We start from the raw sequence: 14512 nt of genomic DNA, 5'->3' as shown, positions 1-14512 counted from the left end.
CTAGCAGGGGCGGGAGCCGGGGCCGCCGAAGCGTGCCCAGATCGGCGTCCAGTCACGGGTGTACAGGACGAGGTTGGTGTCGGCCTGGACCCGCAGCCAGGCTCCCAGATCGCCGCACCCGTTCGTGCCCGTGGCCCACATCGGGTTGCCCGCGCCGTCGTAGATGACGACGTTGCCGTCCCGCTGCATCCACAGCGACGCGTTCGAGCCACGGGTTCCGGTCTGCCACTTCGCCGTGTAGAACGGGGCGCCGTGGAAGTAGAGGACGACATTGCCGTCGCTCTGCATCCACAGCTCGTACCAGCCGCCCGGTTCGGTGTTGACGGCGATGTACGTGTCCGGCGTCAGGCACTCGCCGGGGGCGAGGTAGTCGTGGTACCCCCAGCCCTGCGGGGGTGTGGTGCAGTTGTCATCGGGGAACGCCTGAGCCGTCACCTCGCCCGTGGCCGTCAACGGCCGCGCGAGGAGGCCCTGCGTCTGGGCTTCCCGTAGGGTCGGCAGGCCCTTGAGGGGCGCGGACGGCAGCGTGGGGACCGCGGTGTCCCCCTTCTTGGGCCGGGCGGACTCGTCGGGCCCGGGGTGGGGCGTCCCGGTGGTCGCGTGCGTGGTCGTCTGCGAGGTGTCGGGGGCCGCCTGGGCGATGGCGCCGGTCGCCAGAGGGGCACAGAGTGCGGCGGCAAGGGCGGCGGCGGTCAGTGCGGTTCTTGTGAGGTTCATGCCGCCATGCCACCGTGCGGAGTTCAGGATTTCGTCAACAGGTGATAAGCGGGTGCGCCGGGCACATCGGCTGCCAGGATGCGGGCATGACGCAGATCATCAAGGGGGGAAACCTTCCGCTCAGCGGCGAGCCGATGCGGGTCGCCGTCGTTCGCCGGTCCGGTGGGGCGGAAGCGCCGAAGGTCGACGCGGCCGCGCTGCTCGTCGACGCGGACGGCAGGGCCAGGGGCCGGGGCGACCTGGTCTTCTACAACCAGCCCGAGCATGCGGGGAGCGCCGTACGGCTCCTGGGGGAGGCCCAGGGCGAGGAAGGGGTCGTCGCGGACTGGCTGGAGATCGACCCCGGCCGGATCGAGGACTCCGTGGAGCGGGTCGTGGTCGCGGCGTCCTGCGACGGCGGGACGTTCGGGGAGGTCGAGGACCTGTACGTACGGGCGGTGAGCGCGACCACCGGGGCGCAGCTGGCGCTGTACGCGGTCGAGGACGCGACGACGGAGACCGCGATCCTGCTGGGCGAGTTCTACCGCAGGAACGGGGGGTGGAAGTTCCGGGCGGTGGGGCAGGGGTACGACTCGGGACTGCCGGCCCTCGCGACGGACTTCGGCTTCTCGGCGTCGGAGGATGAGGCGGACGATGAGGTGGAGGGCGAGGACGAGCAGGTACCGGAGGTCGTACCGGAGGCCCCCGTCGCCGCGCCCGCGCCCGCACCCGCGCTCGTCGTCGTCGACAAGGCCGACGCCCCCGTCCCGTACTCCGGCGCGCCGATAGCCGCGCCCCTCCCTCGGCTCAACGCCCTCCCCGCCGAATTCGGGCCGGAATTCCCGTACTTCGAGTACCAGGGGGAGGGGAAGGAGGACGTCGAGACCGGTCTCACCCTCCCCCGTGGCTTCATCGCCGTCGACGTGGTGAAGAAGGGCGCCGGGTACCTGGACATCGTCACGCTGACCATCCGCAAGCGCCGGTGGCGGCAGGTCGTGCGCAGCCGCATGGACGATCTGCGCGGGGTGGGCGTGCTGCACCACGACGGGCAGTCGCCGTTGCGGCTGAGGATCGAGACGCGCGGCCGGTGGATGATCAGGCTCCGCCCGGTGTCGACGCTGCGTGCGTTCGACGGGCCGGTGGAGGGGTACGGGCCGGACGTCCTGGCGTACACCGGTGACGAGACCGGTGTCCGGTTCCGGTTCGAGGGCGACGAGGACAAGAAGGGGTACTTCGGCGTCGCGGCCCACCGGAAGGGCGGGCACTGGGAGTACCGGTTCAGTCGGCGTGACCGGGGTCGCGGGAAGGGCGATCTGCCCCGGGGTCCGCGTCTCCTCGTCGTCGAGGCGGACGGGGCCTGGTCCATGGAGCCCCGCGCGGGAGGCGGCGGGGGTTTCTGGAGCCGGTCCCGGAGCTAGCCCGTCTCATTCGGGTCACCCGGCGATCGGGTGACCCGCGGGGTCCGGAAGGGAGGACCTCGCCCTGGTGGGGTGCGGCTGCGGTTCAGGGCAAACCGGTTGACGGGCTCGGCAGAATTTTCGGCATGGGTACAGACGTGAGCGGCTTTCTCGAATATCGGGCGTCGCAGGACGGGCGGGAGGCGGCCTGGTACGGCGCGCAGGACCTCGCCTCCCTCATCGACGTCCGGGACTATGACGCGTTCGGCTGCCTCTTCGGGGTCCGCAACTACGCCAACTTCCGCCCCGTGGCCGCGGGGCGAGGTCTGCCCGCCGACCTCTCGGCCGCCGTGAGCGCGCGGTTCGCGCAGCTGGACGAGTGGTACGGCGGGGACGGCTTTCACAGCACCACGTGGATCACGTGGGGCGAGGTGAAGGCGGTCGACTGGGACGAGCCCGCGGAGAAGCCCGACGGTCGACTTCACCAGTTCCGCCGGACTCCGGACGGGCTCAGGATGACCGGCAAGGCCTCCTGGAGTTCCGAGTTCGCCGAGGCCGTCGGTCTCGAAATGGGCGAACGCCGGGAGTGGCCCGAAGGGAGCGAGTGGCTCGTCGGGGACACGCTCTACCGATCGGTCACCATCCATCGCAGGGACGCCGTCACCGCGACCGGCGAGTGGCAGGCCGTCTGGAAGGCCATGGAGGCACTCGCGGCGCAGCACGGTGACGACAACGTGCGCCTCGTCGTGTGGTTCGACGACTGAGCGAGGCGCCGCGACCGGGCGTCGCCGGGCGCATCCGCCGGATCGTCTCGATCCCCTAGCCCGCGCACGCCGGGAGGAATTCCAGGCCTTCCGGCGTGCCGAAGCGGAGGACCGCGAGGTAGGCCTCGGGGTAGTCGCAGCCGAAGTCCGTCCACTGGAGCGCGAGGACCGTCCAGACGACGAACGCGGCCAGGAGGAACCAGCGCCAGCCTTTTGACATGTATGCCAGCTACCCGGCCGGTCCACGGAGGAACCGCTTCCGAGCGCGGGGTCTCTGGTGTTGGCTCGCTGGACCAATTCCGGCCGCCGCGCGCATCGCTCCAGCGTCCGCCCGTACTCGCTGGATGCACCACACACCGAACCGTGAAATTGGTCTAGTCCAAGTTTGGTCCAGGCCATTGACGTGGTCATGGTCGCGGGGGTTTCGTCGTATCCCAACAGTCGTGCGCGACAACGGCGTTGGCGCACCCCGCACCCCCCCCCACAGTCATTGGATAGCGATAGCCATGAGACGACGCGTACGTTCGCTCCGCTCGGCCCTCACCGCCGCCGTGACCGCCGTGGCCGCCCTCGGGCTCGGCGCCGTCGCCGTTGCCCCCGCGCAGGCCGCCGCGGAGGCCGCGACCCCGCTCCCCGCCCGGGTCTTCGCCCCGTACTTCGAGTCCTGGACCGGGGAGAGCCCGGCCGCCCTCAGCGCCCAGTCGGGGGCCAAGCACCTGACGATGGCGTTCCTCCAGACCGCGACGAAGGGCTCCTGCACCGCGTACTGGAACGGCGACACCGGCCTGCCGATCGCCCAGTCCTCCTTCGGCGCCGACATCGCGACCATGCGGTCCCGCGGCGGGGACGTCATCCCCTCCTTCGGCGGCTACACGGCCGACACCACCGGCACCGAGATCGCCGACAGCTGCACCGACGTCAACCAGATCGCCGCCGTGTACGAGAAGGTCATCACGACCTACGACGTCACCCGGCTCGACATGGACATCGAGGTCGACTCCCTCGACAACACCGCGGGCATCGACCGCCGCAACAAGGCCATCAAGCTCGTCCAGGACTGGGCCGCCGCCAACGGCCGCCAGATCCAGATCTCGTACACCCTGCCGACGACCACCCACGGCCTCGCCGCCAGCGGCCTCGCGGTGCTCAAGAACGCCGTGACCAACGGCGCCAAGGTCGACGTCGTCAACATGATGACCTTCGACTACTACGACAACGCCGCGCACGACATGGCCGCGGACACCAAGACGGCCGCCCAGGGCCTCTACGACCAGCTCGCCAAGCTCTACCCGACGAAGACGGCCGCGCAGCTCTGGGGCATGGTCGGCATCATCGAGATGATCGGCGTCGACGACTTCGGCCCGGCCGAGACGTTCACCCTCGCCAACGCCCGCACGGTCTACGACTGGGCCGTCTCCAAGGGCATCAACACCCTCTCGTTCTGGGCGCTCCAGCGCGACAACGGCAGCTGCGCCGGCGGCGCCGCGGCCGACGGCTGCTCGGGCATCGCCCAGAACACCTGGGACTTCTCGCACATCTTCGCCCCCTTCACCAGCGGGACGACCGCCCCGGCCGACGACTTCTCGGTGACGACCTCCCCGGCCGCCGCCACCGTCACCGCGGGCGGCTCCACCTCCGCGACCGTGAACACCGCGGTCACCTCGGGTACGGCGCAGACGGTGAACCTCACGGTCAGCGGCCTGCCCGCCGGCGTCACCGCCACGGTCAGCCCCGCCTCGGTGACGGCCGGCGGCTCCGCGACCCTCACCGTGAACACCACGGCGGCCACGGTCTCCGGCACGTACCAGATCGTCGTCAACGCGGCGAGCCCCTCGGCCGGTCACGCGGCGGTCCTCTCCCTGACCGTCACCGGCGGCGCCACCCAGTGCACGGCGGCCCCGTGGGCCTCCTCGCAGGTGTACACCGGCGGCCAGCAGGTCTCGCACAAGGGCCACACCTGGAAGGCCAAGTGGTGGACCCTGGGCGAGGAGCCCGGCACGACGGGCGAGTGGGGGGTGTGGCAGGACCTCGGCGCCTGCTGACCCGGCTGCTGAACCACCTGCTGAAGCCGGGCGCTGAAGCAGCCCGTACTCGTACCCGTACCGGGGCCCGCCGCGTGAGGCGGGCCCCGGTACGCTGCGATCAGGAGACGCGCTTGAGGGTCCAGGCGTTGTTGTTGAAGCCGGAGTTCGGCCAGGCGACGCAGGAGCTGCTGTAGTAGGAGGCGGTCGCGGTCCAGCCGACGGGGTAGTACGTGGACCCGCAGGCCTGGACGACGGTGCCTATGGGCAGGCCGGTGAGCTGCTTGATCTGCTTGATGTTCGGGTCGAAGTTCTGGGTGCCGCAGCTGGCGCTGTAGCCCCAGCTGACGTCGACGTAGCCGGCCGGGGTGGCGGTGCTCGCGCACGTGGTCGTCACGTCACCGGGGGCCGCCTGGGCGGGCGCGGCGCTGAGGGCGAACATCGCGGCGGCGCCGGCGAGGGCCATGGTGGTGGTGCGGAAGCGGCTCATGGTGGGGCTCCTTGGATCCGAAACGGCCAATGGCATATGGCAGCCCTGTTTCTACGGCCTGTAGGCGAGGCGTAACAGCCTGTTTCGAGTCCGATGGGATCAGGCCACGCCGGTGGTCGGTCCGGACCCGGGCCCTCCCCGGCTAGCCCATCGAGCCGAACCTGTTCCGGTTGCCGTCGTCGGTCGTCTGCTGGTCTCCGGAGATCCGGAGCACCGCATCCGGAAGCGTGCCGTTCAGGTAGTCGCCGAACGCGGTCGTCGCCTTGCCGAGGTTGTCCAGGACGGTGCCGAGCGTCGCGGAGATCGCCGCGCCGAGGTCGCCCGAGCCGGCGCCGACGCCGTTCTGGGCGGCGGCGGGCGTCACGGTGCCGGCGGGGATTCCGTACGCCTCGGTGGCGACCTCCCGGAGGGCGCCGGCGGCCCGTACGTGCTCGGCGTGGTCGACCTCGATGCCCTTGCCCGCGCCCGATCCGCCGCCGGAGGGAAGGGGCCTGCCCCAGGCGTCGCCGCCTCCGGCGCCCGCCACGGCGGCTCCCGCGGCCAGGGCCGGGGCGATCCCGCCCGAGGCGGTCCCGGAGAGCGAGGCGGCGACGTCCGGGAGGCCGGCCACGGCCGGGTCCTGCTGCAGCAGGCTCAGTCGGCTCGCGATGTGCTGGTTGCATTTCGCGACGACCTGGGCCGACACGGTCTTGGCTGCCTGGACGGCCGGCAGGGCGGCGGCTTCGGCCGCCCCGAAGGTGAGGACTGCGGCCGCCTGCGCGGCCAGTACGTCCTGGACGCACTGGGACGCGATCCCGACGATCTGGCTCTTCGTGGCGGCGATGCTGTCGGCGATCTCCCGCGCCACGTCGGTGGTCCTCGTCCCCGCGTCGGCGACGGACTGGACCTTCTGGGTCCGGACCGTGTTCCAGTGCTCCCCGAGCGCGTCCATCGCCTCGCCGCTGCCCGAGGACAGGAGCCGGGTCATGTGCTGGTTCGCGTTCGCAGCGGCGTTCGAGAGCGCTCCGGCGTATCCGCCGAGACTGTCCGCAAGCGAGTGGTACGGCTCCTGCTCGGCCTTCGGCTGTTCGAGCACGTCGGTCATCAGGAACTGGTACAGCTCCGTTGCGTCCATGACGTGAACTCCCCCTTCGTGCAAGCGGATTGACCGCTCGCCCACGTGTGACGCTCACGCTCCCACCCACCCCGTACGGTCACAAGGGGGACGCTCAGTCGATGTGCACGATCTGGAACGCCTCCGCCATCCGCCCCGGCGGCAGGCCGCCGGCCGTGGCGTGTTCGCCGAGCCAGGTGCGCAGGAGGCCCGCCAGGTCGTCGAAGTGGGCCGTCTGGGAGGTGTGGATGCGCAGGGCCTCGACCTTGCGGTCGAAGACGGAGGTGACGTCGACGTACTGGTTCGGGGTCGGGCCGGTCATCAGCCACAGCTCGTGGACGGTCCACGGCTCCAGGCCCTCCTCCTTGAGGAGTTCCGCGTGGGCGAAGGGGTTGCGGGCCTCGGGGTACACCGCGCGCAGGCAGGCGTCCCCGACCGCGCGGTGGTCGGGGTGGAGGTCGGCGACCCGCGCCCAGTTGATCTCGGGGGAGGGGATGATCGCGCGCTGCGGCCGTACTTCGCGGATGACCCGGCACAGGTCGCGGCGCAGCTCCACGGACGCCTCCACGAAGCTGTCGGGGTAGCCGAGGAAGCGCACGTCGGCGACGCCGCTGAGCTTGGCCGAGTGGACCTGTTCGGCGCGGCGCAGGTCCGCCATGGCCTGGCGGGGGAGCGCTTCGTCGTAACCGCCCGCGCCGCCGTCGGTGACGATGCAGTACGTGACGCGGGTGCCGCGCTCGATCCACTGCATGACGGTGCCGCTGACGCAGAACTCGATGTCGTCCGGGTGCGCGGCGACGACCAGCAGGGACTCGGGAGCCGTCCGGTTGAAGTCCTCCATGGGGCCAGCCTGTTGGGGTGGCGGGGGCGTCGCAAGGCCAACTCGTGGCGTGAACAGGACATGGCACTTACGCGCCATTCAAAAACTTGGTAGATTCAAATCATTGGGTAATCCGGGTGATGTGCTTGGAGGGTGACCGGTATGTGCAGGATCCTCGGCTCCTTCGCCGCCGGGGCGGACCGCCCCGAGCCGGCCCAGCTCGCGGCGGTCTCCGCCCGCCAGCGCCACGGCGGCCCCGACGAGCACCAGGTGCTCAGCGGGCCCGGCTGGTCGCTCGGCTGCGACCGGCTCGCCGTGACCGACCCCTGCGGCGGACAGCAGCCCTACCGGCTGCCCCACCTGCCCGGCGTCCTCGCCGTCCTCAACGGCGAGATCTACAACCACGCCGAGCTCCGCCGCACCCTCGCCGCCCGCGGCCACCGCTTCCCCGACCGCTGCGACGGCACCGTGCTCCCCGCGCTCTACGCCGAGTACGGGCCCGCCTTCGCCGAGCACCTCGACGGCATGTTCGCCGTCGCCGTCCTCGACCTGCGGCCCGGATCCGCCCAACTCGTCCTCGCCGTCGACGACATGGGCATGAAGCCGCTCCACCTGCACCACGACCCGTACGACGGCTCCACCCGCTTCGCCTCCGAGATCCCCGCCCTCCTCGCCTTCGAAGGGGTACGGATCTCCCCGCGCGAGGACGCCCTCGACACCGTCCTCGCCACCCGCACCTCCTTCTCCACCCACACCGCGCTCGACGGCGTCGACGTCCTGCCGCCGGGCGCGACCGCGCTCGTACGCCCCGGGTGCGCGCCCGTGGTGCGCAGGAGGGGCCCGTACCGCGCGACCCCCCTCGGTGACACCCAGGACGTCCTGCGCCACGAGGTGCGCCGGCTCGCCCAGGCCGAGGTGCCGGTCTGCGCGGTCACCAGCGGCGGGCTCGACTCCGGGCTCGTCACCGCCCTCGCCGCCGAACACGCCCGCGAGACCGACGCGCCGCCGCTGCACACCTTCCACCTCACCTACCGGGGCCGCTGGCCCGACTCCGAGGCCGCGTACGCCCGTTCCGTCGCCCGCCGGGCCCGGACCGTCCACCACGAGGTCGCCGTCGACCCCGACGAACTCGGCTCCCTCCTCACCCGGACCGTGCGCCACCTCGGCCAGCCCAACGCCGACCCCATCACCCTCTCCACCTACGCCCTCTTCCGCGCCGTCCGCGAGAACGGCTTCACCGTCGCCCTCGCCGGGGACGGCGCCGACGAACTCTTCGGCGGGTACGACCGGATGCGGGCGGCGCTGACGGCGGGACCGGACTGGGCGGCCGCCTACACGGACGCCCTCTCGGCGGCGCCGAGGCTCCTGCGGGAGCACCTCTACACCTCCCACTACCGCGCCTACATCGCCGACCAGGGGTCCGCCGCCGACCGCATCGAGCAGGAGCTGCGCTCGGCGGAGGTCGTCGGCGCGGACCGGCTCACCGCGATGACCGCGTTCGAGACGCGGTGGCGGCTCCCGGCGTACCACCTGCGGCGCCTGGACCACCTCTCCATGGCGTGGGCGGTGGAGGCACGGCTGCCGTTCTGTCAGCCGTCGGTCGTCACGCACGCCCGCTCCCTGCCCACGGCGGCGCGGACGGGGAAGCGGGCGCTGTACGAGGCGGGCGCGGAGCTGCTGCCGGCGGCGGTCCTCCGGCGCCCGAAGCAGCCCTTCACGCTCCCGGTCGCGGCGATGCTGGCCCCCGGCGGCCCTCTGCTCGACCTGGTCCGGGAGATGCTCTCCCCGGCGCGGCTGGTCCTCGGAGGGAAGATCCGCGCGGACCGCGCGGCGAAACTCCTCGCCCGGCACCTGGAACACCCCACGCCGCAGGCGGCCCTGACGCTCTGGTCCCTCGCCGTCCACGAGCTGTGGACGGAGGTCGTCCAGGGGATGCGGATCCCGGTGGGCTGTGCGGCCTGACCCTTCGGGACCTCGTCGTCCCGAACCCGCGCCTGCACCTGGCGGTGCCTCCGCCTCCGCCCGTGTGGGCCCGCGCCCCGCCGTTGTGGGCAATCGTTCCGCTGGGGCGGAACGGGTGGGCACAACGGACGGCGCCCTTGCCGGCGCCAGAGGCTCCCGCGCCCTGACCCGCACCACGTTGTGCGCCGCCGCAGATGGTGCGGGTCCAGGCGCGGAACGCGGAGGCGCCGCTGGGGGCGCCGTCCCGTGTGCCCACCCTCCCCCGAGCTCTCGGCTTCGCTCGGGCAGGGGGGACCCCCTCGCCCTGCGGGACGATTGCCCACACGGGGCGGGGCGCGGGCCCACGACGGGCGGGGCGCGGCCCGCGACGGCGGAACCGCCCGCGACGGCGGTCACCGTCGTCCGTGCCCTCGACGCCCCCGGGCCCACGCTCGTCGTGCGGGTCGACCAAATGCCGCCTGGCGCGCTGGCCGTGGGCGCCGAGCTGATGCGCCTGCTCCAGGCCCTCGACGGGACCCCCCACGCCCGCATCGCCAAGATCGCCCTCTACGACCCCGCCTCCCTCCGCTACCGCTTCGTCCAGGCCCTCCCCGACGGCCGGTTCGACTTCCGGGCGGGGTGCGGGCACTCCCTGCTCGCCTGTGTCGTCGCCGACGGGCGGCAAGGGCCCGTCACCGTGCGGGCCGTGACCACCGGCGACACCGTGCTCTGCGAGCCGTACGGCGGCACGTACACGCTCAGCTTCCTCAGGCCGCCCACCGGCCCCGGCACCCTCCCCACCGGCCGCCCCGTCGACGTCCTCGACGGCGTGCCCGTCTCGTTCGTGCGGTACGGGAACCCGTACGTCTTCGTCGACGAGAGGGACCTGCCGGGGCCGGGCCTTCAGGATCGGCTTCTCGCGCTCCGGGCCGAGGCCGCCCAACTCCTCGGCCACCCGCCGGACTCCGCGCTGCCCAAGATCGCCGCCTTCCGCGACGGCCCCGACGGGCTGGCCGTCCGCGCCCTCACCGTCGGCGGCTGGCACCCCCGCCTCGCGCTCACCGGTGCGGCCGCCCTCGCCGCCGCGGGGGCGATCGACGGGACCGTCGTGCCCGCCGTACGAGGGCCCGTCCGCACCCCCACCGGGACCGTCACCGTCTCCACGGCGCCGGACCGCGTCCGCGTCCACCACAAGCGCGCCGAGGTGCTCGAAACCCTGCGACTGCCGTGGCGTATCCACGCAACGGCGTGAATGCGCACCCCTCTCACCAGGGCCGCAGCCTGATTCCTCTGCCACGCTGAAATGGACCGGCCATCGGTATCCGTGGCGAGATGGGGAGAGCGGACACACATGAAATTCGAGAATCTGCGTGTCGTCGTGACCGGGGCGTCCCGCTATTTCGGTCGCGCGCTCGCCGTCGGATTCGCGCACCTCGGCGCCGAGGTCTACGTGTCGGCGCGGACCGTCGAGGCCGCCGAGCGGACCCGTACCGAGGTCATGGGCTCGGCCCGTGACCGCATCCACGCCTTCGGCTGCGACCTGAGCCGGCCCGCCGAGATCCGGGAGTTCGCGGCCCGGGTCGGCGAACGGACCGACCGGGTCGACCTGTTGGTCAACAACGGCGCGCGCTGGCTCGACGGCATGGACCTGGAGGCGGCCAGCGACGCCGAGATCGTGGAGACGATCGAGTCGACGGCCGGCGGCACCGTCCTCATGGTGAAGCACTTCCTGCCGCTGCTCCGGGGCTCGCTGCGGCCCGACATCGTGAACATGGTCGCCGTCCGCGACGCCGAGGGCGCCTCCGCCGCGACCGCCGGCGTGGCCCACGAGGCCTTCTGGGCGGCGAAGAGCGCCCAGGCGGGCTTCGCCGACATCCTGTCGCGCCGGCTGCGCCCCTCCGGGGTCCGCGTCTTCTCCCTCTTCCCGCCCGATTTCTCGACCTCGGACCCGCGCTTCGCGGAATGGGACGGATCGAATCCGGACGGAATAGCGCCCGACGAGAAACTCACCACGCAGGCGCTTTTCGAATGCATCGTCTACGCCGTCGAGCAGCCCCGCGACTGCTTCATCCGCTCCTTCCACTTCGAGCCCCGCTGATCACCGGGAAACGCCCCGTCAAGGAGGTCCCATGAGCACCCCTGTCTGGATCACCGCGACTCCGCCAGCCACCCACGGCGAACTCCACATCGGCCACCTCGCCGGGCCGTACGTCGCCGCCGACGTCCTCACCCGCTACCTGCGCGCGGAGGGCGAGGCCGTCCGGTTCACCACCGGCACCGCCGACCACGCCAGCTCCGTCGAGGTCCGGGCGCTGCGCCACCACCGCAAGCCGGAGGAGGTCGCGGAGGGCTACCGTGCCGCGATCACCGCCGACTGGCTGCGTTCGGGCGTGGAGTTCGACCACATCGTGCGCCCGCGCCGGGACAAGGGGTACGGGCGCTGGGTGCAGGACCTCTTCGCGAAGCTGTACGCGCAGGGCGTCATCGCCCCCCGGACCCGGCTGCTCCCGTACTGCGAGCCCTGCGACCGCTGGCTGCACGGCGCGCACGCGACCGGGACGTGCCCGCACTGCGGCGCGGCCAGCGACGGCGGGATGTGCCACGAGTGCGCCCGGCCGAACGACGGCGGCGACCTGCTCTCGGCGCGCTGCGCGCTCTGCGACACCCCGGCGGTCGCCCGCCGCTGCCGCAGGCTGTACGTGCCCCTGGAGCCGTTCCGCGACACGCTCGCCGACTACTGGGCGACGGCGGGCCTGCCGCCGCGGCTCGCGGCCCTGTGCGAGTCGCTGGTCGAGGACGGGCTGCCGGACATCGCGGTCGGCCAGCCCGGCGAGTGGGGTCTGCCGGTGCCCGTCGAGGGCTTCCCCGAGCACCGCATCGACGGCTGCTTCGAGGCCGCCGCGATGCACCTCTTCGGCTACGACGTGACGGGCCCGCTGCCGCGCCGCGCGATCCACTTCTGCGGCTTCGGGCACGCCTTCTGCCACGCCGTGCTGCTGCCGGTGCTGCTCCTCGCGCAGGACGTCAAGCTGCCGCAGGACTTCAACGTCAACGAGTCGTACGTGATCGAGGAGGGCGTCCAGGAGGGCAACGTCTGGGCGCTGGACCTGCTCACCGAGTACGGCTCCGACACCCTGCGCCGGCACGTCCTCCAGGCCCGTCCGCTCGGGCGCCGCACGGTCTTCCGGCGGGAGCGGCTCGCCGCCGCCCGGCGCGAGCTGGACGAGAACTGGAACAGCTGGCTGTCCCGGCTCTTCTCGGCCGTACGGGAGGAGTGCGGCGGCCTCGCCCCGCAGGCGCTGCCCGGCGGCACCGGCTGGGAGATCCTGGAGCGGCGGCTGCACCGGGGGGTGGACGACCTGCGCGAGGCGTACGGCCCCGACGCGTTCGACCCGCGCCGCGCGGTCGCGGTCCTGGACGAGATGGTCCGCTCGACGGCCGACTTCGGCCACGTCAACGCCCACGAGCGGTGCCGCCCCAGCACCTCCTGCCGTCATCTCCCGGCCCTCGCCGCCCAGTTGGCGGTGGCGTCGGCGCTCGCGGCCTGGTCGCGTCCGGTGATGCCGGAGGGTGCCGACCGGCTCGCGTCGGCGCTCCGGGTGGAGCCGGGGCGCCCGGTCGACTGGCAGGCCCTGACGGGTCCGCTGCCGGGGACGAGGCTGGCGCCGCCCTCGGGGCCGGTGTTCGGGTTCTGAACCTCGCCACGCCTCCGTACTACTAAGCAACTAAGTACTTTCCTAGGAATGTTCGTTCCCTGCCGCGTGACCGTGCGCGCGAGCGACGCGCAGGGGCACGTGGCCCCCCACCTCCCTCACACAGGAGCCCCACGTGTCCCTGCGCGTCGCCATGCTCAGCGTCCACACCTCCCCGCTCCACCAGCCCGGGACGGGGGACGCCGGCGGCATGAACGTCTACATGGTCGAGCTCTCCCGCGCCCTCGCCGAACAGGGTGCGGAGGTCGACCTGTTCACCCGCTGCCGGGGCGAGGGCGCGCCCCCGCTCGTCGAGCTCGCGCCGGGCGTGCGGGTCCGGCATCTGCACGCCGGGCCGCGCCGGGCGCTGCCCAAGGAGGCCATGCCCGACCTGGTGGTGCCGTTCTCGCTGGCCCTGCTGAAGGAGGAGCGGCGCTACGACCTGGTCCACTCGCACTACTGGCTCTCCGGGCAGGCGGGCCGGATCGCCCAGGTGGGCTGGCGGATACCGCTCGTGCACACCGCCCACACCCTGGCCCGGGTGAAGAACGCCTCGCTCGCCGAGGGCGACACCCCCGAGCCGGAGCTGCGCGTCCGGGGCGAGCACCAGGTGGTGGGCAGCGCGGACCGGCTGATCGCCAACACGGCCGACGAGGCGGAGGCGCTGCGTTCGCTGTACGGGGCGGAGGGGGCGCGGACCGAGGTCGTACGGCCCGGGGTGGACCTGCGGACCTTCCGTCCGGGCGACGGGCGGGCGGCGGCGCGGGCCAGGCTCGGGCTGCCGGCCGGGGCGTTCGTGCCGCTGTACGCGGGCCGCATCCAGCCCCTGAAGGGCCCTGACGTCCTGGTGCGGGCGGTGGCCGAGCTGCTGCGGGAGGCGCCGGAGCTGCGCCGCCGGCTCCTGGTGCCGGTGGTGGGCGGGCACTCGGGCGCCACGGAGCGGGGCTCGGCCTGGCGCCTCGCGGAGGAGCTGGGGGTCACCGACGTGCTGCGGCCCTGCCCTCCCGTACCGCAGGAGAGGCTGGCGGACTGGTACCGGGCGGCGGACGTCCTCGTGGTGCCCTCGCGCAGCGAGTCCTTCGGTCTGGTGGCGGTGGAGGCGCAGGCATGCGGGACGCCGGTGCTCGCGGCGGCGGTGGGCGGGCTGCCGACGGCGGTGTGGGACGGGGTGACGGGGATGCTCGTACGGGGGCACGACCCGGTGGAGTACGCGCGCCGGCTGCGGTGGCTGGCGGAGCACCCGGAGGCCGTGGAGACGATGGGGGCGGCGGCGGTGCGCCATGCGCGCGGGATGAGCTGGCGGGTGTCGGCCGGGCGGACCATCGAGGTGTACCGGGGTGCCCTGGAGCGGGGGATGGGGCAGGGGCGGCGGCACGCCCCTGCCCCGGCGGCCCCTCTCTCCTGGAGGAACGAGAAGGCCGTAGCACAAGTCTAGCATCTCTTTTGGTTCGACCAAAGGTATGGCGAGCTCCGGATGCCTCAATTCCGTTGTTCTGGTGGCGCATTGACGCATCCACGCCATGGCGGGTCCACGCACGAACTATCACTGGATTCGATTCGGGGACCGGGACAGTATGGAGATGTCTTCAGGGAACGCC

13 protein-coding genes are annotated in these 14512 nt (G+C 72.6%); 8 read left to right on the top strand and 5 right to left on the bottom strand.

Annotated elements, in window-relative coordinates; genetic code table 11:
- A complete protein-coding gene (locus GGE06_RS35515) occupies positions 1-717 on the bottom strand; it encodes a hypothetical protein (protein WP_184932715.1) in 717 nt (238 codons plus the stop codon).
- 86 nt (positions 718-803) lie between these two features.
- On the opposite strand from GGE06_RS35515, the gene GGE06_RS35510 reads away from it, so the two are divergent.
- Both GGE06_RS35510 and GGE06_RS35505 read left to right on the top strand, forming a co-directional pair.
- Positions 804-2114 carry a TerD family protein gene (locus tag GGE06_RS35510; protein ID WP_184932714.1) on the top strand — a complete coding sequence of 437 codons (1311 nt, stop codon included), beginning with the start codon at positions 804-806 and terminating at the stop codon, positions 2112-2114.
- Positions 2115-2239: 125 nt separating this feature from the next.
- Positions 2240-2857, top strand: a complete 618-nt coding sequence (locus GGE06_RS35505) for a hypothetical protein (RefSeq protein ID WP_116159607.1) — start codon at positions 2240-2242, stop codon at positions 2855-2857.
- A gap of 55 nt (positions 2858-2912) precedes the next feature.
- Here the strand turns inward: GGE06_RS35505 and GGE06_RS35500 are convergent, their stop codons facing one another.
- Positions 2913-3077, bottom strand: a complete 165-nt coding sequence (locus GGE06_RS35500; RefSeq protein ID WP_181924558.1) for a hypothetical protein — start codon at positions 3075-3077, stop codon at positions 2913-2915.
- Between the two features lie 286 nt (positions 3078-3363).
- Here GGE06_RS35500 and GGE06_RS35495 point away from each other — a divergent pair, with 286 nt between their 5' ends.
- Positions 3364-4899, top strand: a complete 1536-nt coding sequence (locus GGE06_RS35495) for a glycosyl hydrolase family 18 protein (protein ID WP_116159606.1) — start codon at positions 3364-3366, stop codon at positions 4897-4899.
- 100 nt (positions 4900-4999) lie between these two features.
- Here the strand turns inward: GGE06_RS35495 and GGE06_RS35490 are convergent, their stop codons facing one another.
- The 3 genes from GGE06_RS35490 to GGE06_RS35480 form a co-directional block, all read right to left on the bottom strand.
- Positions 5000-5368: a hypothetical protein gene (locus tag GGE06_RS35490; RefSeq protein WP_116159605.1), complete on the bottom strand. Its 369-nt coding sequence runs from the start codon at positions 5366-5368 to the stop codon at positions 5000-5002.
- 142 nt (positions 5369-5510) lie between these two features.
- Positions 5511-6482: a hypothetical protein gene (locus GGE06_RS35485; RefSeq protein ID WP_116159604.1), complete on the bottom strand. Its 972-nt coding sequence runs from the start codon at positions 6480-6482 to the stop codon at positions 5511-5513.
- A gap of 94 nt (positions 6483-6576) precedes the next feature.
- On the bottom strand, positions 6577-7302 hold the full coding sequence (locus GGE06_RS35480; RefSeq protein WP_116159603.1) for a PIG-L deacetylase family protein: 726 nt from the start codon (positions 7300-7302) through the stop codon (positions 6577-6579).
- A gap of 141 nt (positions 7303-7443) precedes the next feature.
- On the opposite strand from GGE06_RS35480, the gene asnB reads away from it, so the two are divergent.
- From asnB to mshA, 5 genes are all read left to right on the top strand, one after another.
- Positions 7444-9243, top strand: coding sequence for an asparagine synthase (glutamine-hydrolyzing) (gene asnB / locus GGE06_RS35475; RefSeq protein WP_116159602.1), 1800 nt, complete (start codon positions 7444-7446; stop codon positions 9241-9243).
- A gap of 451 nt (positions 9244-9694) precedes the next feature.
- The gene (locus GGE06_RS35470) at positions 9695-10474 is read left to right on the top strand and encodes a 2-methylaconitate cis-trans isomerase PrpF family protein (protein ID WP_221518886.1); all 780 of its coding nucleotides are present in this window, start codon (positions 9695-9697) and stop codon (positions 10472-10474) included.
- Positions 10475-10573: 99 nt separating this feature from the next.
- Positions 10574-11320 (top strand): SDR family oxidoreductase, encoded by a 747-nt coding sequence (locus GGE06_RS35465; protein WP_116159600.1) that lies wholly within the window; start codon positions 10574-10576, stop codon positions 11318-11320.
- Positions 11321-11351: 31 nt separating this feature from the next.
- A complete protein-coding gene (locus tag GGE06_RS35460) occupies positions 11352-12917 on the top strand; it encodes a class I tRNA ligase family protein (protein ID WP_116159599.1) in 1566 nt (521 codons plus the stop codon).
- A 151-nt stretch (positions 12918-13068) separates the two neighbouring features.
- Positions 13069-14349, top strand: a complete 1281-nt coding sequence (gene mshA / locus GGE06_RS35455; protein ID WP_246532942.1) for a D-inositol-3-phosphate glycosyltransferase — start codon at positions 13069-13071, stop codon at positions 14347-14349.
- Positions 14350-14512: the final 163 nt, after the last annotated feature.

The organism is Streptomyces nymphaeiformis, from assembly GCF_014203895.1.
Lineage (GTDB): Bacteria > Actinomycetota > Actinomycetes > Streptomycetales > Streptomycetaceae > Streptomyces > Streptomyces nymphaeiformis.
Note: the sequence above shows the minus strand (reverse complement) of the source record. Positions and strands in the feature narration are given on the sequence as shown.

What these genes read in the sequence shown, in the direction of transcription:
- GGE06_RS35500 (WP_181924558.1), bottom strand. Translation starts at nt 3,077, where the DNA reads ATGTCAAAAGGCTGGCGCTGGTTCCTCCTGGCCGCGTTCGTCGTCTGG.
- GGE06_RS35485 (WP_116159604.1), bottom strand. Translation starts at nt 6,482, where the DNA reads ATGGACGCAACGGAGCTGTACCAGTTCCTGATGACCGACGTGCTCGAA.
- GGE06_RS35490 (WP_116159605.1), bottom strand. Translation starts at nt 5,368, where the DNA reads ATGAGCCGCTTCCGCACCACCACCATGGCCCTCGCCGGCGCCGCCGCG.
- GGE06_RS35515 (WP_184932715.1), bottom strand. Translation starts at nt 717, where the DNA reads ATGAACCTCACAAGAACCGCACTGACCGCCGCCGCCCTTGCCGCCGCA.
- GGE06_RS35510 (WP_184932714.1), top strand. Translation starts at nt 804, where the DNA reads ATGACGCAGATCATCAAGGGGGGAAACCTTCCGCTCAGCGGCGAGCCG.
- GGE06_RS35495 (WP_116159606.1), top strand. Translation starts at nt 3,364, where the DNA reads ATGAGACGACGCGTACGTTCGCTCCGCTCGGCCCTCACCGCCGCCGTG.
- asnB (WP_116159602.1), top strand. Translation starts at nt 7,444, where the DNA reads ATGTGCAGGATCCTCGGCTCCTTCGCCGCCGGGGCGGACCGCCCCGAG.
- GGE06_RS35505 (WP_116159607.1), top strand. Translation starts at nt 2,240, where the DNA reads ATGGGTACAGACGTGAGCGGCTTTCTCGAATATCGGGCGTCGCAGGAC.
- mshA (WP_246532942.1), top strand. Translation starts at nt 13,069, where the DNA reads ATGCTCAGCGTCCACACCTCCCCGCTCCACCAGCCCGGGACGGGGGAC.
- GGE06_RS35480 (WP_116159603.1), bottom strand. Translation starts at nt 7,302, where the DNA reads ATGGAGGACTTCAACCGGACGGCTCCCGAGTCCCTGCTGGTCGTCGCC.
- GGE06_RS35465 (WP_116159600.1), top strand. Translation starts at nt 10,574, where the DNA reads ATGAAATTCGAGAATCTGCGTGTCGTCGTGACCGGGGCGTCCCGCTAT.
- GGE06_RS35470 (WP_221518886.1), top strand. Translation starts at nt 9,695, where the DNA reads ATGCCGCCTGGCGCGCTGGCCGTGGGCGCCGAGCTGATGCGCCTGCTC.
- GGE06_RS35460 (WP_116159599.1), top strand. Translation starts at nt 11,352, where the DNA reads ATGAGCACCCCTGTCTGGATCACCGCGACTCCGCCAGCCACCCACGGC.